The 22,771-nt window shown below is 35.0% G+C and carries 24 protein-coding genes; 11 read left to right on the plus strand and 13 right to left on the minus strand.

The window, feature by feature from the left end; all coding sequences use genetic code 11:
- Positions 1-256: 256 nt before the first annotated feature.
- Positions 257-856 carry a YdeI/OmpD-associated family protein gene (locus C1T31_RS13210; protein WP_103052993.1) on the plus strand — a complete coding sequence of 200 codons (600 nt, stop codon included), beginning with the start codon at positions 257-259 and terminating at the stop codon, positions 854-856.
- 93 nt (positions 857-949) lie between these two features.
- On the opposite strand, the gene yajC is transcribed toward C1T31_RS13210, so the two are convergent.
- The 4 genes from yajC to C1T31_RS13230 form a co-directional block, all read right to left on the minus strand.
- Positions 950-1,237, minus strand: coding sequence for a preprotein translocase subunit YajC (gene yajC / locus C1T31_RS13215; protein WP_103052994.1), 288 nt, complete (start codon positions 1,235-1,237; stop codon positions 950-952).
- A 3-nt stretch (positions 1,238-1,240) separates the two neighbouring features.
- Positions 1,241-1,732, minus strand: coding sequence for a DUF1573 domain-containing protein (locus C1T31_RS13220; RefSeq protein WP_103052995.1), 492 nt, complete (start codon positions 1,730-1,732; stop codon positions 1,241-1,243).
- A 46-nt stretch (positions 1,733-1,778) separates the two neighbouring features.
- Positions 1,779-2,723, minus strand: a complete 945-nt coding sequence (nusB, locus tag C1T31_RS13225) for a transcription antitermination factor NusB (RefSeq protein ID WP_243398953.1) — start codon at positions 2,721-2,723, stop codon at positions 1,779-1,781.
- A gap of 78 nt (positions 2,724-2,801) precedes the next feature.
- Positions 2,802-3,905 (minus strand): Glu/Leu/Phe/Val family dehydrogenase, encoded by a 1,104-nt coding sequence (locus C1T31_RS13230; RefSeq protein ID WP_103052996.1) that lies wholly within the window; start codon positions 3,903-3,905, stop codon positions 2,802-2,804.
- 144 nt (positions 3,906-4,049) lie between these two features.
- Here C1T31_RS13230 and C1T31_RS13235 point away from each other — a divergent pair, with 144 nt between their 5' ends.
- Both C1T31_RS13235 and C1T31_RS13240 read left to right on the plus strand, forming a co-directional pair.
- Entirely contained in the window at positions 4,050-5,807 is a 1,758-nt protein-coding gene (locus C1T31_RS13235) for an ABC transporter ATP-binding protein (RefSeq protein ID WP_103052997.1), read from the plus strand.
- 151 nt (positions 5,808-5,958) lie between these two features.
- Positions 5,959-6,354, plus strand: coding sequence for a PUR family DNA/RNA-binding protein (locus C1T31_RS13240; RefSeq protein WP_103052998.1), 396 nt, complete (start codon positions 5,959-5,961; stop codon positions 6,352-6,354).
- Between the two features lie 63 nt (positions 6,355-6,417).
- Here the strand turns inward: C1T31_RS13240 and C1T31_RS13245 are convergent, their stop codons facing one another.
- The 3 genes from C1T31_RS13245 to C1T31_RS13255 are packed head-to-tail and all read right to left on the minus strand — an operon-like array spanning position 6,418 to position 8,757.
- Positions 6,418-7,452, minus strand: coding sequence for a lysophospholipid acyltransferase family protein (locus C1T31_RS13245; protein WP_243398954.1), 1,035 nt, complete (start codon positions 7,450-7,452; stop codon positions 6,418-6,420).
- Complete coding sequence (locus C1T31_RS13250) at positions 7,449-8,363, minus strand: bile acid:sodium symporter family protein (RefSeq protein WP_103053000.1); 915 nt, start codon at positions 8,361-8,363, stop codon at positions 7,449-7,451. Before C1T31_RS13250 ends, C1T31_RS13245 begins: the two co-directional genes overlap by 4 nt.
- A gap of 58 nt (positions 8,364-8,421) precedes the next feature.
- A complete protein-coding gene (locus C1T31_RS13255) occupies positions 8,422-8,757 on the minus strand; it encodes a tRNA-binding protein (protein ID WP_103053001.1) in 336 nt (111 codons plus the stop codon).
- Between the two features lie 47 nt (positions 8,758-8,804).
- On the opposite strand from C1T31_RS13255, the gene C1T31_RS13260 reads away from it, so the two are divergent.
- Both C1T31_RS13260 and C1T31_RS13265 read left to right on the plus strand, forming a co-directional pair.
- Positions 8,805-9,359, plus strand: coding sequence for a thioredoxin family protein (locus tag C1T31_RS13260; protein ID WP_103053002.1), 555 nt, complete (start codon positions 8,805-8,807; stop codon positions 9,357-9,359).
- Positions 9,360-9,366: 7 nt separating this feature from the next.
- Positions 9,367-9,723 (plus strand): DUF1801 domain-containing protein, encoded by a 357-nt coding sequence (locus C1T31_RS13265; RefSeq protein WP_103053003.1) that lies wholly within the window; start codon positions 9,367-9,369, stop codon positions 9,721-9,723.
- Positions 9,724-9,748: 25 nt separating this feature from the next.
- On the opposite strand, the gene C1T31_RS13270 is transcribed toward C1T31_RS13265, so the two are convergent.
- From C1T31_RS13270 to C1T31_RS13280, 3 genes are all read right to left on the minus strand, one after another.
- Positions 9,749-10,456: a tetratricopeptide repeat protein gene (locus C1T31_RS13270; protein ID WP_243398955.1), complete on the minus strand. Its 708-nt coding sequence runs from the start codon at positions 10,454-10,456 to the stop codon at positions 9,749-9,751.
- A gap of 82 nt (positions 10,457-10,538) precedes the next feature.
- On the minus strand, positions 10,539-11,471 hold the full coding sequence (locus C1T31_RS13275) for a peptidylprolyl isomerase (protein ID WP_103053005.1): 933 nt from the start codon (positions 11,469-11,471) through the stop codon (positions 10,539-10,541).
- Between the two features lie 79 nt (positions 11,472-11,550).
- Positions 11,551-13,749, minus strand: a complete 2,199-nt coding sequence (locus C1T31_RS13280; protein ID WP_103053006.1) for an ATP-dependent DNA helicase RecQ — start codon at positions 13,747-13,749, stop codon at positions 11,551-11,553.
- A gap of 199 nt (positions 13,750-13,948) precedes the next feature.
- On the opposite strand from C1T31_RS13280, the gene C1T31_RS13285 reads away from it, so the two are divergent.
- The 4 genes from C1T31_RS13285 to lptB all read left to right on the plus strand — a co-directional run bounded on the left by C1T31_RS13285 (position 13,949) and on the right by lptB (position 16,892).
- Entirely contained in the window at positions 13,949-14,914 is a 966-nt protein-coding gene (locus tag C1T31_RS13285; protein ID WP_103053007.1) for a KpsF/GutQ family sugar-phosphate isomerase, read from the plus strand.
- Positions 14,914-15,738 (plus strand): twin-arginine translocase subunit TatC, encoded by an 825-nt coding sequence (gene tatC, locus C1T31_RS13290; RefSeq protein ID WP_103053008.1) that lies wholly within the window; start codon positions 14,914-14,916, stop codon positions 15,736-15,738. The genes C1T31_RS13285 and tatC overlap by 1 nt, the downstream gene beginning before the upstream one ends.
- Positions 15,731-16,078 carry a carboxymuconolactone decarboxylase family protein gene (locus tag C1T31_RS13295; protein ID WP_103053009.1) on the plus strand — a complete coding sequence of 116 codons (348 nt, stop codon included), beginning with the start codon at positions 15,731-15,733 and terminating at the stop codon, positions 16,076-16,078. Before tatC ends, C1T31_RS13295 begins: the two co-directional genes overlap by 8 nt.
- Before the next feature lie 73 nt (positions 16,079-16,151).
- A complete protein-coding gene (lptB, locus tag C1T31_RS13300) occupies positions 16,152-16,892 on the plus strand; it encodes an LPS export ABC transporter ATP-binding protein (protein WP_103053010.1) in 741 nt (246 codons plus the stop codon).
- Positions 16,893-16,909: 17 nt separating this feature from the next.
- On the opposite strand, the gene C1T31_RS13305 is transcribed toward lptB, so the two are convergent.
- Entirely contained in the window at positions 16,910-17,785 is an 876-nt protein-coding gene (locus C1T31_RS13305; RefSeq protein ID WP_103053011.1) for a DUF808 domain-containing protein, read from the minus strand.
- A 14-nt stretch (positions 17,786-17,799) separates the two neighbouring features.
- Positions 17,800-18,549 carry a CDP-alcohol phosphatidyltransferase family protein gene (locus C1T31_RS13310; protein WP_103053012.1) on the minus strand — a complete coding sequence of 250 codons (750 nt, stop codon included), beginning with the start codon at positions 18,547-18,549 and terminating at the stop codon, positions 17,800-17,802.
- A gap of 128 nt (positions 18,550-18,677) precedes the next feature.
- Here C1T31_RS13310 and C1T31_RS13315 point away from each other — a divergent pair, with 128 nt between their 5' ends.
- Entirely contained in the window at positions 18,678-19,748 is a 1,071-nt protein-coding gene (locus C1T31_RS13315; protein ID WP_103053013.1) for a putative type IX sorting system protein PorV2, read from the plus strand.
- A 9-nt stretch (positions 19,749-19,757) separates the two neighbouring features.
- On the plus strand, positions 19,758-20,918 hold the full coding sequence (locus C1T31_RS13320; protein ID WP_103053014.1) for a lipoprotein N-acyltransferase Lnb domain-containing protein: 1,161 nt from the start codon (positions 19,758-19,760) through the stop codon (positions 20,916-20,918).
- 428 nt (positions 20,919-21,346) lie between these two features.
- On the opposite strand, the gene C1T31_RS13325 is transcribed toward C1T31_RS13320, so the two are convergent.
- Positions 21,347-22,738 (minus strand): sugar transferase, encoded by a 1,392-nt coding sequence (locus C1T31_RS13325; protein WP_103053015.1) that lies wholly within the window; start codon positions 22,736-22,738, stop codon positions 21,347-21,349.
- Between the last annotated feature and the right edge of the window lie 33 nt (positions 22,739-22,771).

The following is a 22,771-nucleotide window of genomic DNA, read 5'->3' on the forward strand; positions in this document are numbered from 1 at the left end:
TAGGTAGATAAAGAGAGAGGATTATCATTGTTGACGGAATCTAAAGTTCCAACGTATAACATAACCTTAATTCTCTCTTTTGTTCTTTCTGATTATATAATAAATTTAGTGATTTGTAAACTTAAGATGTATAACCGCAATTACGGCGGATTCGACTGCGTCCGAATCCACTCGGAATTGCTAACGTCAGTTCTTAACCGAAAAACATTAACTTTAAGCCCGTAACTGACGGTTATACGAGACCGTTAAACGAAATATGAAAAAAGTCACCTCCGTAGAAGAATATATAGAAAACAACAATCACTTTGGTGAAGCCTTAACCTTGTTGCGCAACATCATCACCAAAACCGAATTGGAAGAAACCTTAAAATGGAGCGCGCCTGTTTACGCCCTTGATGGTAAAAATGTGGTAGGTTTGGGTGCCTTTAAAAACCATTTTGGTATTTGGTTTTTTAACGGTGTGTTTCTCAAGGACGAAAAGAACTTGTTAGTAAATGCTCAAGAAGGCAAAACCAAAGCCTTGCGCCAGATGCGTTTTGAAAGTATTGAGGATATAGACCAAGCAGCTGTGCTAGCTTACGTTAAAGAAGCTATTGAAAACCAAAAACTGGGTAAAGAAATCAAACCCGAACGCAAAGGCAAAAACGTGACAGTTCCCAATGAGCTAAAAACACTTCTTAAAAGTCAACCTGATGTCCACAGTAATTTTAAAGCTTTATCACCTGGAAAACAGCGTGAATATTGTGAATACATTGAAACAGCCAAACGAGACGCTACCAAGCAATCGCGTTTGGAAAAAATTACACCAATGATATTACAAGGTGTTGGATTGCATGATAAGTATAAGAACTGCTAGTTATTTATGGATTCCGCATCAAGTGCGGAATGACAAAAAATAAAAAACTCCGAAGGCGACTTCGGAGTTTTTTATATTGATTTCGATTGATTTTTATTTAGCAGGAGCGTTTAATTTCTTGCTCATTTCCATAGAAATGGCCGACTTATCAAACTTGATTTTTCCTGCCAAAGTTTCAATCACGCAGCTGCCATCTTTATCATTCAGTTCGACTACTTTACCGTGCATACCGCTTTTGGTAATGACTTTGTCGCCCTTTTTTAATTCGGCTGCGAATTTTTTTTCTTGTTTTTGGCGTTTCATCTGTGGTGCGATCATGAAAAAATACACAACCACGAACATTAAGATAAACGGTAAAAACGTACTAATACCTTCTCCCATAAATTATTTTACTTGCGGTACAGCAGGTTTAGCTGGTTCAACTGCATTAGGATCTGGTTTTACAAAAGCTGTAATTTTTACAGTTTCTTTACCTGATTCGGTGTTAGCAGTAATGGTAACTGTTTTAGAAACTTTATTCTTACCTGAACCGTTGAATTTTACAGTAAACTGACCTTTATCTCCAGGAGCTAAAGGTTCTTTACTCCAATCCTGTGGCACAGTACATCCGCAAGAACTCTTAATATCAGTAATAACTAAAGGAGCCTCACCAGTATTGGTATATGAGAAAACTGTTTCAACATTTGTTTTAGCTTCAATCTCACCGAAATCATGCTCTGTCTTATCAAACGTTAACACTGGGAATTTTGATGAAGCAGCATCTCTTTCAGCAGCTTCAGCTACATTGTTATCATCAATTTTTTTAGTGGCATCTTCTTTACAAGATGTGAATGCGATTAAGCACATGGCACTTAAGCCTAATATTACTTTTTTCATAATAAATTATTTTTGTTCGGGCAGTAAAAGTAATAATATTTTCTTATTACATCAACCCTCTGCCTGTTTTATTTAGCTTATCGGCTTCTTCATACTCTTTCACCAACTTGTCCAGTATACCATTTATAAAGATGCTACTTTTTGGTGTTGAGTATTCTTTGGCTATTTCCAGATACTCATTAATGGTGACTTTTACAGGTATTGACGGGAAGTTTGTAAGTTCACTTATGGCCATTTGAAGTAATACGGTATCTAGATTGGCAATACGGTCAGCATCCCAATTTTTAGTTTTTTCTGAAATAGCTTCGTTCAGCTTATTTTGATTTAAAATGGTTTTTTTGAACAAATCCAGTGCGAAAGCTCTATCGTCCTCATCCTTATATAATTCAGGTAATAACTGCTTTTCAGGTGATTTTAATTTAAGTTTTCTGATAATCTTGAGAATTGCTGTATTGACAACAGGCAAGTCATCGGTCCAAGTTAGGTTTTGATCTTGCAGATAATCATACAATTTATCGTTTGGAGCAATAATCTCTTTATAAATATCTATCAGAAAATTTTTGTCCTCCTTATAGTCCGATGTTCGTGTTTGCATGTAATCTTTGTACAAATCACTTGACAATAATTCCTTGAAAATGACATCCACATATTCATTATCCAATTCCCAATTGGTTATTTTATAGTCTTCTAAAGTTTGTTTCAAAAGGGTATTATCCTTTATCTGATTAAGGACTTCATTATTGACAAATTTACTATTGGGATTTTTATCTTCTGACGTAGCCAGATGCTTCTTTTGAGTTTTTTGAAGGTGGTCAGCTGATCGCTTTTGTAGCTCAATGAGTAGCGACAGCATAAGCAAATAGAGATTGTACATATTATCTAAACTTCGCAACAAAAATGTTTGATCTGCCTTAAAATTATCGCCTTCACCACCTGTATAGGCGTATATAGTTTGCATAACCTTGATACGAATATGTCTTCTATTTAGCATACTTACAAAGAACTTTTAATTTAAAGAGGCGAAAGTCATGCAACTTTCGCCTCGCAAAAATAATACTATTTTAAAAACTTACTTTGAATTTTCCTTTTTTCTGGCATCAATTCTGCTTTGTGCAATATTCAAAGCAGCATGGTTTGTCGTGATATTATGTGTTTGTGCGTTCGATAATATCTCTAATGTCGTGTTGTAGATATTTTCAGTTTTACGCATAATTTCTTTTCTATCATATCCTTCCAACTCCGCATACACATTAATAATACCACCAGCATTAATCAAGAAATCTGGCGCATAGACAATACCACGCTCCTGAAGAATTTTACCATGCTTTTCCTCTTGAGCCAATTGGTTATTGGCCGCTCCCGCAATTATTGACGCTTTCAAATTGTAAATGGTATCATCATTAATGGTAGCTCCTAATGCACATGGTGCATAAATATCCATTTCTTCTGCATAAAGATTTTTACCTCCATAAATAGTAACACCATATTTAGCACGCACTTCTTCCAAACGCTCTTGGCTGATATCAGCGATTGTGACATTAGCACCTTCGTCAACCAAATGCTCTACTAACGCTTCACCCACATGACCAATACCTTGAACAAAGACCGAACGACCTTCTAATACGTCACTACCGAATTTAAATTTAGCAGCCGCCTTCATACCCATAAAAACGCCATAAGCTGTAATAGGTGAAGGATTTCCGGCACCACCTTTTGATTCTGAAATACCGGTTACATAAGGTGTCACCTCACGAACAGTGTCCATATCGGCAGTAGTCATACCAACATCTTCTGCAGTGATATATTTTCCATTTAAAGAATGTACAAACTCACCGAATTTTTTCATTAGTTCTGGTGTTTTTTGAGTTTTGGCATCTCCAATAATAACAGCTTTACCACCACCCAGGTTCAATCCTGTGATTGCCGACTTAAATGTCATCCCTCGTGATAACCTTAAAACGTCATTCAATGCTTCCCATTCATTCTGATAAGCCCACATTCTAGTACCTCCTAGAGCAGGTCCTAAGACTGTGTTATGAATACCGATTATTGCTTTTAAACCTGTATCTTTGTCGTTGCAAAAAACAACTTGTTCGTGATTGTCAAAAGATTGCTGTCCAAAAACTGGATCGGCTTTTTGTAAATCTTTAGTATTAATGACGTCTGTAACCATTTTGTATTAATTAATATTTAGGGTCGTCTTTGTCTATTTTATAAAAACGACGCGCAAAATTACGTGAATATTCATGTTTAAACAACATAATTAATCTTAAAATACGAATTTGTTAAAAACTTTATTTTTTAACCCAAACTATTAATGAAGGAATTAAGGCATCTAAATAAGTACTTTTTAAAATATAAATACAAGTTAATAGTCGGGATCATTATTACGATCATAGCTAGAATATTTCTGCTTTTCACACCGAGATACGTCCGAAAAATATTTACGGCCATTGAACAAGCTTTGGATGGTACCTTAACCAAAGAAGCTTTTAGAAGCGAATTGTTTATCGCCATACTTTACATTGTTGGCGCTGCGGTAGTTGCAGGCATTTTTACCTTCTTAATGAGACAAACCATTATTAACGTTTCGAGATATATTGAATATGATTTAAAAAATGAAATCTACCAGCAATACCAAAGACTTTCATTAAACTTTTACAAAAAAAACAGAACCGGTGATTTAATGAACCGCATTAGTGAAGATGTTGGTCGCGTGCGTATGTATGCAGGTCCAGCCATTATGTATAGTATCAATACGATTACACTATTCGTTATTGCTTTGATATTCATGTTCAACGAAGCACCCATGCTGACACTATACACAGTTATACCGCTTCCAATTTTATCGGTTGCCATATACAAATTGAGTCGCGAAATACATAAGCGCAGTACCATTGTACAAGAGTATCTATCTAAATTATCCACATTTACACAAGAGTCTTTTAGTGGTATTGCCATCATTAAATCCTATGGTTTAGAATTGCAAACCGCAACTAACTTTACGGAATTGTCTAATGACAGCCGTGATAAACAATTAAGTTTGGTAAAAGTGAGTGCTTTGTTTTTCCCGATGATGATTCTATTAATTGGGGTCAGTAATTTAATGGTTATTTACATTGGCGGTTTGCAATATATTAATGGTGAAATTGAAAGTTTAGGTACTATTGCCGAATTCATAATCTATGTGAATATGCTCACTTGGCCGGTTGCCACAGTGGGATGGGTAACCTCTATCGTACAGCAGGCTGAAGCTTCTCAAAAACGAATTAATGAATTTTTAAAGATTGAATCTGAAATTCAAAATCCCACCCAAGAACCATTTCATATTGTGGGTGACATTGCATTTAATAATGTGTCCTTCACTTATGACGATACAAACATTCAGGCATTGAAAGACGTATCATTTAAGGTCAATCATGGTGAAACCCTTGCCATCATTGGTAAAACGGGATCTGGAAAATCCACCATCTTGGACTTGATTGGTAGATTGTATGATATTGATAGCGGGACACTTTTAATTGATGAGAACCCAGTAAACTTAATCAACCTAAACGATTTAAGAACCAATTTGGGATATGTGCCTCAGGATGCCTTCTTATTTTCGGACACCATTAAGAATAATATCAAATTTGGCAAGGAAGATGCCACAGATGAAGAAGTAATTCAAGCCGCTAAATATGCTCAAGTGCATAAAAACATTATGGGCTTTAAAAATGGTTATGACACCATATTAGGCGAACGCGGTATTACCCTTTCCGGAGGACAAAAGCAACGGATCTCTATAGCTAGAGCTATTATCAAAGACCCCAAAATATTGTTGTTTGATGATTGTCTGTCTGCTGTTGATACTGAAACGGAAGAAAAAATCCTTAAAAATTTAAATAAACTAACGTCAGGTAAGACTACCATAATTGTAAGTCACCGTATTTCGGCGGCAAAAAATGCTGATAAAATTATTGTATTGGACAATGGTAAAATCATAGAATCAGGGACACACGAAACTTTGATAAATACAGATGGCTACTATAAAGATCTCTATTTAAAACAATTAAGCGAGTCTGATGCCAAGTGATTTTTTTAGTCAATTAATCTGTTTAACACGTTGTTTTACAGTTCGTTAATTTCAAAATACGTTTCAAAACAAAAGAAAATTCATAAATTGTTGGTTGGTTACCATTTTTTTTAGATTTTTGGTGAAACAACAATGCAATTTTAATTGAATTATGAATAATAGTGACATGATGGAGAAAGAAGAGATTTTTTCAAAAGTATTACGAGCTGGTAGACGAACGTACTTTTTTGATGTACGTGCCACAAAGGCGGGAGATTATTATCTAACTATTACAGAAAGTAAAAAGTTTACCAATGATGATGGATCTTATCATTACAAGAAGCATAAGATCTATTTGTACAAGGAAGATTTTTCGGAATTCAATAACATTCTTCAAGAAATGACTGATTATATTATTGATGAGAAAGGTGATGAAGTCATCAGTGAACGTCATCAAAAGGATTTCAAGAAAGAATACGACAGCGATGAAACTGCTGATGTTAATGAATCAAATACCGATTCACAATCATCAGGAAGTTTTACAGATATCGATTTCGACGATATTTAATAACAAAAAACAAATTAAAAAAGCCATTGGTCACTGAGGTTCTCGAAGTGCCATGGCTTTTTTTTATAGTTTAACCGCTAAAAGTGCTATCACCATTGTTGCTATCATCCAAGCGAGTCCATAACCGATTCCAAAAGTTGACATCAAAGTTAAAGCAACAACCAATAGCCATAACGGCACTAACGTAATTACTAGGGCGTATCGAAAGGTTGCTACAAACTCAACTTCCTCTATTTTAGGTTTTATCCATAACCGCCAAATAGCCCAAACTGGTAATAGCATAACAATCAACAGAAATTTAAAAATCGATTTCAAAACTTTCAAATTAGTTTCTTCCTTGCGAACATCACAATCTTGAAAATTTGATTGAATACATGTATTAACTGCAATGGGGTTTAAAAAGTCCGCATGTAATTGATTCAGTTTGAATAAAGTTTCCTCATAGTTGTCAGCAGGAATATGAGTTGTTAGTTGTTTAATCGCTTGAGATACTTGATTTTTTAGTTTCACGACACTTTCGTTTGTATCGTTGGAATAATAATCTTGTTTTTCAATCGGCTCACCAAAGTGTATAGACACACTATCAGCAAATGCGTCAGCTTGCTGAAAATTCAAACCTATGGGTACAATTTTTAAAGAGGTTTTAGGGTATTTTTCAAAAGTCTCAAATACAATCCTAGTAAATCCTTTGCTCAAATTTCTAACCGACCGTTTTATATTATGGTTTCCTTCAGGAAATAAAGCCACGGTTTGTCCTTTAGAAAGCAATTGAGAACACGAGTTGAATATGGAATTATTGTTCGAAATCGTACTCCAGCCATCGCGTATCCTATAAACTGGCAGCATATTCAAACTTCTTAAAAAGGCATTTATCAATGGCTTTTTAAAGACACTTGCTCGTGTTAAAAAGTAGGAGAACCTTCCTGAATTTATGGCAATTAACAGGGCATCAATAAGGGCATTATTGTGATTGGACACCAATAGCAAGGAACCTGATTTTGGAACTTGAAATTGATTATAAACATATATTCTTCGATAATAAAAAAACAATCCCAATCTCAAATAAAACCTGACAATATGTAACCAGATAAATTTCAAACCAATGCTTCTTGTTTTTTTGTTTTAACTGACCAATAATAAGCCAAAATCAACCCAGATATAATATGCCAAATTCCCCAAAAAGCAGCCATGATGGCCATGCCTCCTAACCCGTTAAAAAAAGTAAATATCAACAATAACCCCAAACCTGAATTTTGAATACCCGTTTCAATAGCCAGCGTTTTTTGATTTTTGAATGATAGTTTGAATCCTTTAGCCACCAAAAAACCTAATAAAATTGCTATCACATTATGGCTTATTCCTAAAACCAACACATGATGAATATAATTATTGAATACATCCAAATTATTCATAAAAGCTATCACAACGATGGCTACAAAAACCATAATGGAAAGTGGTTTTAGTGCTTTTGATATATTTTTTGCCACTGCCTCAAACCGATATCGAATAATCATACCAATAGCTAATGGAATTCCTAAAATGAGTATCACTAATTTTACCAATTCATAGGGATTCAATAACACAGATGCTAATAATTGGGATGTTGGTTCATAAAGATTCCCATAAAATTGAAAATTAAATGGTGTCATAAAAAGGGCAATTAGCGTTGAAAAAGCTGTTAGACTTACCGACAATGCTGTATTCCCATTAGCCAAATGTGTCATAAAATTTGAGATATTCCCTCCTGGACAAGCAGCAACCATCATCATTCCTAATGCTATACTGGCTTGAGGTTTGACAAAGTAAATAAACAAAAAGGTTACCAATGGTAATAAAATGAATTGAGAAAGCACACCAACTAAAACTAATTTAGGCTGTCTCATGAGATTCTTAAAATCCTTCAAGGTAATACCTAGTGCAACACCAAACATAACCACAGCTAATGCTATATTTAATACCCAAAGATTATTGGAATCAAAATTGATTTGAACTTGATCCAGGTCCTGCATGAAGAATTAGTTAGTTAATTCTGAAAGATAAAAAATTATATGAAAAGAAACTTTTTTATCATGAAACTATCGAGCCGTTCCTGACTTTAGTTTCAGGATTTAATAATATAACCTTTTGACCCTTTACTACACCTAAAACCAAACATTCACTCATAAATTTGGCAATTTGTTTTTTTGGAAAGTTGACTACAGCTACAATTTGCCTATTTAACAGCTCGGTCTTGCTGTACAACGCAGTTATTTGCGCTGAAGACTTTTTAATTCCTAAATCTCCAAAGTCCATAGTTAGTTGATAAGCTGGATTACGGGCTTCAGGGAAATCCTGTACATCAATAATAGTCCCTACCCGTAAATCGACTTTAGAAAAGTCGTCAAAATTTATTGTGTCATCCATTTTTTAAAAGTACAAATTTTAACGAACTTTGAGGAAAACAACTCATTATGGCATTAACCCCATCAAATATGTTACCACTTGGGACAAAAGCTCCTGATTTTGAACTTTTGAATGTTATTACAAACACCAATCAGTCATTAGAATCAATAAAAGGTGTTCAAGCCACGGTTATCATGTTTATCTGTAATCATTGTCCGTTCGTTAAACATGTCAATACTGAAATTTCAAAATTGGCAAAAGATTATATTAGTAAGGGTGTTGGTTTTATTGCTATTTCAAGTAATGATGCAGACAATTATCCTGAAGATCACCCTCAAAAATTAAAGGAGCAGGCTATTAACAATGATTTTAAATTCCCTTATCTATATGACCAGACCCAACAGGCCGCTAAAGATTATTTGGCCGCCTGCACTCCCGATTTCTTTGTTTTTGATTCAGATTTAAAATTAATTTACAGAGGCCAATTGGATGATTCCCGTCCTGGAAATGATAAATGCCTTAATGGCGAAGATATCCGACATGCATTAGATTGCGCTATGGAAGGTACCGAAAACGCAAGAGTCCAAAAACCAAGTATAGGCTGTAACATTAAATGGAAATAACCCTTAAATGGTCCTAAACGAAAACTTCTATAATAAACAATCAGAGATAAATAGAGCTTGCTTTTTAGCGTTACGGGATCTTATTCTGAATACAGATGAAAACATAACTGAAACCAAGAAATATGGCATGCCTTGTTTTTGTTTCAAAAATAAAATGTTTACCTACTTATGGCTCGATAAAAAAATTCAAGAGCCCTACATATTGTTTGTCGAAGGCAGCTATTTGGATTTTCCAGAATTGGAAACCGGTAGTCGGGCAAGAATGAAAATTTTAAGAATTGACCCTACTAAAGACCTTCCTTTGATTACTATAAATCAGATTTTAAAGAAAGCCATTGACATTTATAAAAAAGATTTAAAATAAACGACGCAAAAAAACTTAAAACCGTTTAGTTATCTTGTTTCTCATAATTTGACACATACTTTCTAGCTCTAAGGTTTCCAGAATCCAATTCTAAAGCTTTTTTGTAATTGTTGTAGGCATTTAGACTATCACCTGTTCTCAAATACGCATCAGCCAAGCTATCATACACATTATCACTTTCAGGGTATAAGGCAACATTCATTTTAAATACTTCTAGAGCATCATCATATTGTTTCTTTCTCAACAATTCATAGCCATAACTATTGAATTCGCGTTCTTCAATAAAAATACTGGTGGAATCCTGTTTTTTAATTTCCAAAAAGCCCTCTAGAGCTTTCTCAAAATTATGTTCCTTTAAATACATACTTGGGGTTTTAAAAGAATCGGCCACCTTTAAATAATCATAGGTAAATTGGGTTTCATCCTCTTCAGACACAACTCCCAAATACCGTTTTTTGGTTTCTGGATGTTGTACAAAGCGAAGTTTTTTGTACATATCTACCATAAAAAAGGTATTCTCGTCCAAAATTACTGGTTCTATTTTTTCAGCACCGCGCCATTTTACAAAAAGTTTATTGTCTTGATAATAAACATCTATAACCTCATCGGCACTATACAAATATCTACCAGAGGTATTCTCTATATGCTCTGGTGAATAGTTAATATTTTTTGAACAACTTACCGTTAATATCGTGGATACTAGAATAAGTAATAACAGTTTTGATTTCATCATAATTTTGATTGATTGGTTTGTAAAATATAGGCAAAAAAAAAGTCCCATTAAAAATGAGACGATTTTTTTTATTCAAACGTTACTATTTTACATCCATTAGTTCCACATCAAAAACCAAAGTCGCATTTGGAGGAATGACGCCACCGGCTCCTCTACTACCATAGCCTAAATCACTTGGTATCACCAATCGTGCTTTATCACCAACTTTTAGTAAACAGATTCCCTCATCCCAACCTGGAATGACTTGACCGACTCCTACTGGAAATTCAAGTGGTTGATTTCTTTTATAGGAAGAATCGAATACGGTTCCATCAGCTAATTGACCTTTGTAATGAACAGCAACCGTTTTTCCTTTTTCAGCTTTTTTACCAGAACCTTTTTGAAGAATTTGATAACGTAAACCACTGTTTGTTTTTTCAAAACCAGCAGCTATTTTATCCAATTCGGCTTCACGAGCTTCTATTTCAGCAGCCAGACGTTTTTCACGAGCACCCTCAAATGTTCTAAACGCTTCTACAGCATTAAAACTTTCAGCTTCATCGCCTACTCTAATAATTTCTAAAGACTCTATTTTGTCACCTTGAACAATAGCATCAACAACATCTTGACCTTCAGCTACTTTTCCAAAGACAGTATGATTACCATCTAGCCAAGGTGTTTCAACATGCGTAATAAAAAATTGACTCCCATTGGTTCCAGGTCCTGCGTTTGCCATTGACAAAATACCTGGACCATCATGCTTCAAATCAGGATGAAATTCATCGTCAAATTGGTAACCCGGATTTCCTGTTCCCGTCCCTTGAGGACAACCGCCTTGAATCATGAAATCTGGAATTACACGGTGAAACTGAAGTCCATCATAATAAGGGTTACCTTGTTTTTTGGCTGAATTCTCTAAATTACCCTCTGCCAAAGCCACGAAGTTACCTACCGTACCAGGTGTTTTTTGGTATTCTAAATTGACAAGAATGTCACCTTTTGAAGTATGAAATTTTGCGTATAATCCGTCTTGCATCTTATTTATTTTTAATGAGGTGCAAAGATACGTAATGATTTTAGAATGGAGAAAAATCTATAGTTTGTAAAATTTACAACTAATTAGCCACTTCGCTAATAAATTTAATACGATATAAACGCAGTTCTTCATCGTCATAATCACCATCAAACTCTTCAATGGCATCGTCTATTTTATCGGTTTCAGATTCCATGAAATAATCATGGATTTCTTCCTGTTGATCTTCATCTAAAATATCCTGAATCCAATAATCAATATTTAGTTTGGTACCTGAATAAACAATAGCCTCCATTTCCTTGATAAAATCAGCCATTTCCATGCCCTTTGCAGAGGCAATATCATCCAAAGGTAACTTTCGGTCAATGTTTTGAATAATGTATAATTTCAAAGCCGAATTGGAACCCGTTGATTTCACAATCATATCATCAGGTCTCTCAATGTCATTATCATCTACATAACGCGCAATAAGCTCAATAAAATCCTTTCCGTATTTTTTGGCTTTACCATCTCCAACACCATGGACATTGCTTAACTCATCTAACGTAATAGGATATTTTAAAGCCATGTCTTCCAAAGAAGGGTCTTGAAAAATAACGAATGGTGGCACTCCCAGTTTTTTGGCATTGCGTTTTCGTAAATCCTTAAGCATATTCATTAAAGTCTCATCTGCCACACCGCCACCTTTTGATGTTGTAACAATGGAGTCATCTGCCTCGCTATCAAAAACGTGGTCTTCAGTCATCATAAAGCTATCAGGGGTTTTCAAAAAGTTCTCACCTTCTCCTGTGAGTTTAATAACACCGTAGGATTCAATATCCTTTTTAAGATAACCAGCAACTAAAACCTGCCTAATCAACGCCATCCAATATTTATCTGACTGGCTCTTTCCCTTTCCAAAAAAAGATTGTTCATTGGTTTTATGGGATTTTATTAAGGCATTTTCCTTTCCAATCAGCACATTTACCAAATCTTTGGATTTATATTTTTCATTTGTGTCTTGAACAGTCTGTAATAAAATTAGAACATCATCTTTGGCTTCATGCTGTTTTTTTGGATTTCGCATATTATCATCCATATCTCCGCCTTCACCAGTTTCGTTATCAAACTCTTCCCCAAAATAATGGAGAATGAATTTTCGTCTTGAAACCGATGTTTCGGCATATGCTACAACTTCTTGAAGCAACGCATGACCAATTTCTTGTTCAGCCACTGGTTTACCAGACATAAATTTCTCTAATTTTTCAATATCCTTATAGCTGTAAAATGCTAAACAATGACCTTCACCACCATCACGTCCAGCCCTGCCTGTTTCTTGATAATAACTTTCAATACTTTTAGGAATATCATGATGAATAACAAATCGCACATCCGGTTTGTCAATCCCCATTCCAAATGCAATGGTAGCCACAACAACATCTACATCTTCCATTAAAAACATATCTTGATGACTGGCTCGCGACTTGGCATCCAATCCAGCATGGTAAGGAACGGCCTTGATACCATTAACCTGAAGTGTTTGAGCCAACTCCTCAACACGCTTTCTGCTCAAACAGTAAACAATTCCGGACTTACCTTCATTTTGTTTGATAAAGCGAATAATATCGGCATCAACATTTTTTGTTTTAGGGCGCACTTCATAAAACAAATTCGGTCTATTGAAAGAGGCCTTAAATGTTACAGCATCAGTCATTCCCAAATTCTTAAGAATATCCTCCTGAACTTTAGGGGTAGCTGTTGCGGTTAATCCTATGATTGGAATGTCGTCTCCAATACGGGCGATAATATGCCTTAAATTTCTATATTCAGGTCTAAAATCATGTCCCCATTCACTAATACAATGTGCTTCATCAACTGCCATAAATGAAATCTTGACAGAACGAAGAAATTCAACATTTTCATCCTTGGTCAAGGATTCAGGAGCAACATATAGCAACTTGGTGATACCGTCAACGATATCCTTCTTTACTTTTTTTATTTCAGTTTTATTTAAAGAAGAGTTTAAAACATGAGCCACACCTTCATCATCCGAGACACCTCGAATAGCGTCAACTTGGTTCTTCATGAGTGCAATGAGAGGTGACACAATTATGGCTGTGCCATCCTGCATGAGCGCAGGTAATTGGTAACAAAGAGACTTACCACCACCTGTAGGCATTATAACAAAGGTGTTTTTACCCGACAATAGTGTTTTAACGACTTCTTCTTGTAATCCCTTAAATTTACTAAATCCGAAATATTTTTTTAGTGCAACCTGCAGGTCTTTTTCAATAACAGACATCTACTTTTTAATATTAATTTTCAAAATCAAATACACTAAAACCAAAAATGCTATTAATTAATTATGCAGTGTATTAGAGAACTCACATTTATTTTTTTGTTAGCTTTGTAGCTTTAAAAACCAACCCAAATCGGGTGGTTTGAATTACATTAAAGATAACAAATTCTTTATAAGCATCAACCCAAAAAAATAATAAATTTTGAACAGTCAAAATTCCATTATTGAAATAGCCAAGCAAACAATAGAATTGGAAAGCCAGTCTATTTCTAATCTTTCCAATTTTATCAATCAGGATTTTGAAGATTCTGTTTCTTGCATTTATAATTCAAAAGGACGTGTCATAATTACTGGTATCGGTAAAAGCGCCATTATCGCAACTAAAATAGTTGCCACCCTTAACTCAACTGGAACACCTGCCGTATTTATGCATGCTGCTGATGCCATTCATGGTGATTTAGGATTGATTCTAGATGATGATGTGGTTATCTGCATCTCTAAAAGTGGCAATACCCCTGAAATTAAAGTACTTGTACCGCTTATTAAGCGTGCCAAGAACAAGATGATAGCCATAACCGGTAATCCAGAATCTTTTTTGGGGAAAAATGCCGATTATGTTTTAAACACATTTGTAGAAAAAGAAGCCTGCCCCAATAATTTGGCACCTACAACCAGTACGACGGCCCAATTGGTTATGGGTGACGCACTGGCGGTTTGTCTTTTGGAATTAAGAGGATTCTCTAGTAAAGATTTTGCTAAATACCACCCTGGTGGTGCTTTGGGAAAAAAACTGTATCTGCGGGTAAGTGATATGTCAGACAATAACCAAAAACCCATAGTTAATCCTGAAACGACCATTAAAGATGTGATTGTTGAAATATCAGAAAAAATGCTAGGTGTTACTGCTGTTGTGGAAAACAATCAAATTGTAGGCATCATAACCGACGGTGATTTAAGAAGGATGCTGAATAAATCAACGGATATCGCAAAATTAACCGCTAAAGATATTATGGGATCAAATCCTAAACGGATTGATTACAACGCCATGGCCGTTGATGCCAAAGAGGTTATGGAATCTAACGGCATTTCACAATTATTGGTTGAAAAAGATGGTCATTACGCTGGCGTTGTTCACTTGCATGATTTAATTAAAGAAGGTATTCTATAATGGCTAAAAAGAATATCAATGAGATGTCTTTCCTGGACCACCTTGAGGACTTGCGTTGGCATTTAATTAGAGCCTCTCTTGGTATTTTAATTGCTGCCGTAGTGGCTTTTTTATTCAAAAGTTTCATTTTTGATACCATCATACTAGGCCCCAAACACATGACATTTCCTACTTATAAGTGGCTATGCAGTGTTTCCCAATTCTTCGGAATAGAAGATACGACCTTCTGTATGGATGCTTTCCCATTTATTATTCAAAACCGAACCATGGGCGGACAGTTTTCAGCTCATATCTGGACATCAATTTATGCAGGGTTGGTTATTGCTTTTCCATATGTTATTTATCAATTTTGGCGCTTCATAAGTCCCGGTTTGCATGAGAATGAACGAAAACATTCAAGAGGTTTTATTATCATTACCTCCTTTTTATTCTTTTTAGGTGTATTGTTTGGTTATTACGTGGTGACACCACTATCTATTAACTTCTTGGGAACCTATACCGTGAGTGCAGAAATATCCAATGAAATAGATATCAGTTCTTTCATATCGCTTGTACGCTCATCATCATTGGCTTCAGGTTTCATTTTTGAATTACCAATTGTTATATACTTTTTGACAAAAATTGGATTGGTAACCCCTCAAATTTTAAAAAAATATCGAAAGTTTGCATTGGTCATTGTATTGATATTGTCTGCTATTATCACACCTCCAGACATTACCAGTCAAATTATCGTAGCTATTCCGATTTTAATACTATATCAAGTGAGTATTTACATCTCTAAACTGGTTGTCAAAAAACAAAAAACAAAGGAAAAACATGTCTGATATCGTCAAAGAATTTAATGATTATCGTTCTAAAATGAACGATAAAATCCTAGGAGATAACAACAAAATCATCAAGCGGATTTTCAATTTAGATACGAATGCCTATCAAGCTGGGGTATTGGACGTCAAAACCAAAGAACTTTTAGGATTGGTAGCTTCAGCTGTATTGCGCTGTGATGATTGTATCAGGTATCACCTTGAGAATTGCTACAAGGAAGGTTTGAGCAAAGAGGAAGTGGTAGAGTCTTTAAGTATAGCCACATTGGTTGGCGGTACCATAGTTATTCCTCATTTACGCAGAGCCTTCGAATTTTGGGATGCACTGGAACAACAGCGTTAAACTTTATTTAAATTAAAACGGATTTTCGAATAGTCTATCCTATTTTACTATTTTAGCCAAGAGTACTATAAAAATGAAATTAAAAGCAGAACACTTGATGAAATCTTATAACGGCCGAAAGGTTGTTAAAGATGTTTCTTTGGAAGTAAACCAAGGAGAAATTGTTGGGCTTTTAGGACCAAATGGTGCTGGAAAAACCACCTCGTTTTATATGATTGTTGGTTTGATTAAACCTAATGGCGGCACTATTTATTTAGAGAATACAGATATCACGAAATTCCCTATGTACAAACGTGCTCAAAGTGGCATAGGATATTTAGCTCAAGAAGCATCTGTTTTTAGAAAGTTAAGTATCGAAGATAACATCTTAAGCGTGTTGCAGCTAACCAAATTAAGTAAGAAAGAGCAGCACCTTAAAATGGAATCGCTTATTGAAGAGTTTAGTTTAGGACATATTCGCAAGAATCGTGGTGATTTGTTGTCTGGTGGTGAACGAAGAAGAACAGAAATCGCACGAGCACTTGCTACGGATCCTAATTTCATCTTACTAGATGAACCATTTGCAGGTGTAGATCCTGTAGCTGTTGAAGATATTCAACGTATTGTGGCTCAATTGACCAAAAAAAATATTGGTATTCTTATAACCGATCATAACGTACAAGAAACTCTGGCAATTACCGATAGAACCTATTTAATGTTTGAGGGTAGTATTCTTAAAGCAGGAGAACCTGAAGAGTTAGCCAATGATGAAATGGTACGTAAGGTTTATCTTGGTCAAAATTTTGAGCTTCGCAAAAAGAAGATTCGGGATTAACTAATCTTTTAAGGCTTCTATTTCTTAATTGCTTTTACTAGAAGTTTAATTCCTTTAAACAGTAAAAGAGTAATGAAGCCGGCTCCCAATCCTATTACAAAATCCCTTAAAACACTAGGCCACGATTCCAAAACATGATGTAAAAATGCTATATTATGGACAAAAATACCACCAGCAACCAATAACAGCGCAATAGTCCCAATAACAGATAAACTTTTAATAACCCAAGGCAGAGCTCTAACCAATAAATTTCCTGTGGTATAAAGTAAACCCTTCTTTTCGGCATTTTTGCTTATCAACCACAACCCAAAATCATCCATACGCACCAATAAGGCCACTATACCATATACCCCAACTGTAGCAATAATAGCCACAATGGAAACTACCAGTATTTGAAAAAGCAACTCTTGATCCACAACTGTTCCTAAAGCAATAATCACAATTTCAACTGACAAGATAAAATCGGTCAGAATAGCCGATTTCACTTTTTTCTTTTCAATATCAAGAACGGCTTCTTTAGACATTTGAGCTGAAACCTGATTGTCTACTGCAGGCTTATGAGGGACTATATACCCATAGATTTTTTCAGCTCCTTCAAACGCTAAATAAATGCCTCCAACAACTAAAATAACTGTGACTGCTGGTGGCAAAAAAGCACTTAATAAAAAAGCAATAGGTAAAATAATCAGCTTATTTAAAAAGGATCCTTTGGTTATAGCCCATAAAACAGGTAACTCTCTGGAAGACATAAATCCAGAAGCTTTTTCAGCATTAACAGCCAGGTCGTCACCTAAAATACCAGCCGTTTTTTTGGTAGTTACCTTACTCATAACCACAACATCGTCCATTAAGGCACCAATATCATCCAACAATGCAAAAAAACCAGAAGCCATAAATTAAATTTAGATTAAACAATTGTCTTTTGAGAAAGTAAAGACAAAATTAGATAAGTAATAATGATTAATGGAATTGCAGCAAATTGCAATACTATTAGCAATATTATACACAAAATAATAAATAGATATCGGACAGCATTGGAATTGAAATCCCAAGTCTTAAACTTTAGAGAAAATAATTTGATTGGCGCATTTAACAAAAAGCAACTCAAAATGGTCACACCAACCAAAAACCAGCTATTGGTGATAGTGGCGTTGATTAAATCGTTATTCTGAAATTCCATAATCAATGGGAAGGACAATATCAATATAGCATTTGCTGGAGTGGGTAAGCCTTTAAAATAGGTTTGTTGGTCTTCATCAATGTTAAATTTGGCTAACCTATATGCAGAAGCTAAAGGTATTAACAAGCCTATAAATGGTAAAAGTTGGTGAATTTCAGGATTTGAAAATTCAAATCCAACTGTTTGATCGTACCCAAAATCATGCCATTGTGGCCCAGCTAATTCCAATAATTTATACATCACTAGACCAGGTACCAAGCCACTCGTAACCATATCAGCTAACGAATCCAATTGAATACCCAGAGCACTTTGCACATTCAATTTTCTAGCAACTAGGCCATCAAAAAAATCAAAGAATATTCCTAAAAAAACAAAACAAGCTGCTGACACAAAATCATTAGACAAGACCAATATAACCGCAATACATCCTGAAAATAAATTCAATAAGGTTATGACATTAGGAATATGTTTATTCATACTTTTCTTTTAGGTTTTGTAAAAATAGTAAACTATTTGCGTCTAAAACAATCAACACGCAATAAGTCATTAATTTTCAAGTTTATTATATTGAAAAATAATAGCATCTTTGCAAAAAAGAATTGTATTTGAAAGCATTACTAACTTCAACACTATTGCTGGTATCGGTAACGATATTCAGTCAAACGGTCAGGAAGTACTCCAATGAATTCATGAATATTGGTGTTGATGCAGCAGCATTGGGAATGAGTAATGCCGTTGTAGCCCATTCTGCTGATGTGAATTCAGGGTATTGGAATCCCGCTGGTTTGGTGCACATTGAAGATAAGCAAATAGCACTCATGCATTCCAGTTATTTTGCCAATATAGCCAACTACGATTACATTGGTTTTGCTATGCCCATAGACAAGCGAAGTTCACTCGGTATTTCCATTATTCGTTTTGCTATTGACGATATTTTAAATACAACCCAATTAATAGATGATCAAGGCAATATCAATTATGACCGCATCAGTTTATTTTCAGCTGCAGATTATGGCGTTACGTTTTCTTATGCCAGAACCTTACCACTAGATGGTCTGAACTATGGTATAAATGCTAAAGTTATTAGACGTATTATTGGTGATTTTGCTTCTTCTTGGGGGTTTGGGTTGGATGCGGCTATTCAGTTTGAAACGCGTAACGAGTGGAAATTTGGTATTATGGCCAGAGATATTACGACAACCTTCAATGCTTGGGCTATTGATGAAGATGAATTTGCAACAATTCAAAATGCGGTCGAAGGGCAAAATCAAGAATTGCCAGAAACTACGGAAATCACCATTCCGAAACTTCAAATAGGCGTCGCAAAAAAGTTTATTATCCGCTATGATTATTCCCTTTTAGCCGAGTTGGATCTAAATGTCCGTTTTGAGGAGAACAATGATATTATATCCACATCCTTTGCCAGTATAACACCTGCTTTGGGCTTGGAATTTGGTTATCTGGATATGGTGTTCCTGCGAACAGGTGTTGGCAATTTTCAAAATGAGTTACAAATTGACAATAGTGAATCCCTATCTTTTCAACCAACCATGGGAGTAGGTTTCAAATATAAGGGCATTCAAGTTGATTATGCTTTTACGGATATTGGAGACCAAAGTGTCGCTATCTATTCCAATGTATTTTCATTAAAACTCGATTTCAGTATTTTTAGATAAATTAATCTCATGCAAATAAGGTTACGATTATTAATAGCTTTTATATTCACCCAGTTAACTTTTGCACAAAATTTATCAGAACAGGCACAAATTAGTGTTTTAACCATTGGCCCTGGCACCTCATTAAACGATGCTTTTGGCCATAGTTTATTCAGAATTCAAGATCCTACAACCCGCTTGGACATCACTTACGATTATGGTCGATTTCCATTTGACGAACCTGGTTTCTATTTAAATTTTGCTAGAGGCAAGCTTAATTATTCTATTGGAAAAAGTAATTATCATGACATAAAGGACTTTTATATGTGGCAAAATAGGTCCATTGACGAACAAGTGCTTAATCTCACACTGAATGAAAAACAAACCTTGTACCATTATTTAATAAATAATTACAAACCCAAAAACCGAAATTATTTGTATGATTTCTTCTATGATAATTGTGCCACTAAAATAAAAGATGTATTACAAATATCTGTCACTAAAAAAATTACCTTTCATGAACCCGATAATTTTGAACCCAAATCATGGAGAACACTCATTCAAGAAAATCTCAATTATAATTCCTGGGGCAGTGTAGGCATCGATATCGCATTGGGATCTGTAATAGATCAAACTGCCAAAGCTGAAGGTTATATGTTTTTACCAAAATACATACACACATTTTTTGGGCTGGCCACAATTAACGCTTCAGAGAAATTGGTAGAGAAAGAATCCACTGTTTATGAACACCAACCCATAGCAGATAAAAGTCTTTTTATAACCAGTCCATTATTCATATTGAGTATTTTGGCAATTATAATCCTTTTCATAACATATCGTGATTACAGCCAGCAAAAGCGCAGTCATTATTTAGATGTTATTATATTTCTACTTTCTGGTTTCATCGGAATATTTCTGTTATTGCTATGGTTTGCAACTGACCATACTGCCACAGCTCAAAATTATAACTTGCTATGGGCATTCCCCTTGAATCTTATCCTTATTTGGAAATTAAAGCAACCTAAAAATTGGATTATTAAATTTTTGAAGTTTTTGGTTATTATGATGTGTTTGTTGGTATTCCATTGGGTAGTTGGCATTCAGGTGTTTGCACCTGCACTTATCCCTCTTTTATTAGCTTTAGCTATACGGTATGTGTATTTAACACGCTACTTTAAAAGCCAGATATAGGTTAAAGACACCTTATTATTAATATCAAACCCTCCGCCGCCCCTTTTCCAGGGTGAGCCACCTCACTTTATCTAAATAAACTAACCAGTTGGCAATACATCATAACTAAAGCTCCCCGCTTCAGACGAAGAGGGGTGGACAAACACAGTTTGGACGGGGAGTTTGATTTTAAACGCATGTCTACTTTTCAAACCCTCCGTCTAAATCTTTTTTTACTAAAAAGCTTAAGCCACCTCCCTTTATCTAAAGGGAAGAGCCGTATGTTAATTACATTATAACTATCCAAGTTCCTCTCTTTAGTGAAAGAGGAGAACGAATTTACCGAAGTGATAACGCAGGTAAAGAAAGAGGCGTTTAATCTCCTTCCAGTCTATACTCTAGTGTCTATATTCTAGTCTCTAATCTACCAACTAAAAACCACCAACCAACTACTGCCCCCTAAAGAATATCATCGTACTCAAAGTCTTAACAATGACGTTAGCATCCAAAAAGAAACTTCTGTGCTTTATGTAGTATAAATCATACTGTAATTTTAACAGACTATCTTCTACAGTAGAACCATATCTTACTTTAACTTGCGCCCAACCAGTAAGCCCTGGTTTAATGATATGTCGCGTTTCATAAAATGGTATAACTTGCGAGAGTTCTTTTACAAAATAAGGTCGCTCTGGTCGCGGACCAATCAAACTCATATCCCCTTTGAGAATATTTAAGAATTGTGGTATTTCATCAAATCTGGAGCGTCTTAAAAACTTACCAAAAGGCGTTACGCGATGATCATTTTTTGTAGCCCAAACCGCCCCTTCTTTTTCAGCATTCACAACCATAGTTCTAAACTTTATGATACTAAAAACTTCTCCGTTTTTACCGACACGTTCTTGTAAATAAAACAAGGGACCACGATTAGCCAATAAATTTCCCAAAAATATAAATGGAATGAGCAGCAAACCAATTATCACACCAGTTAAAGAAAATAACAAATCAAACAACCTATGAAAAAACAAGTATAATTTATTTTGATTGCTCCTACTAAACGGAAAGTACTTATAGAAATCTTTACCCACAAATTGAACAGGTACTCTATAAGTTATGTCTTCATAAACTTGAGTATATTCTTTAATAGGAAATCCACGCTCTAAAAGCACAATTAAATCGTGGTAAATCTCAGGTGTAATCGTTTCAGCATTATAACTAGCCACGATGATTTCCGAAATATTTTCCTTTTTAATAACACTATGAATTTCATCTGGACTATACTCTAAAATACCTTTATACTTAACACTATTGGGTCGTGTTTCTTCACAATTGATAAATCCAACAATCTTGTAGTTGGGATCCGAATTTTTAAAAGCTTCAACAATAATTTCGATATTAGAAGTTTCACCAACAATCAAGACTTTTTTATAAAACCTTGGTGACGTAATAAACGTCATGTAAACAAAACGCCAAATACTAATGGCTACAAGTATGGCTAGAAAGAAATAGAGAATTTGCAAACGATTATCTGGTAACAAAGGAGTTAACCATGGTGTTAATAAATAAAAGAGAACCGTAATGGATACTGTCAGAATGATATTGGGTAGCACCGACTCCAATCTGCCTGCTTTTTGCAAATCATAGAGTTCAAAAACAGTTCCAAATACTGAAATATACACTATGAGTACCAAAACCCAAGTCCAGTTTTCCTTTGTTATATAGAAATAGTCAAAATCAAAACCATACCCCACCCAATATAGGCACAAAAGCGTGCAAGCAATGTCCATAATGCGAAGCAAAATTTTTCGCTCTGAAATATTAAAATGTATGTCTTGCTTGGCCATTGGTTGTTAACAATAATGTCAAAAGTAAAATAA

Origin of the sequence: Hanstruepera neustonica, from assembly GCF_002895005.1 — a bacterium.
GTDB classification, from domain to species: Bacteria; Bacteroidota; Bacteroidia; order Flavobacteriales; family Flavobacteriaceae; genus Hanstruepera; species Hanstruepera neustonica.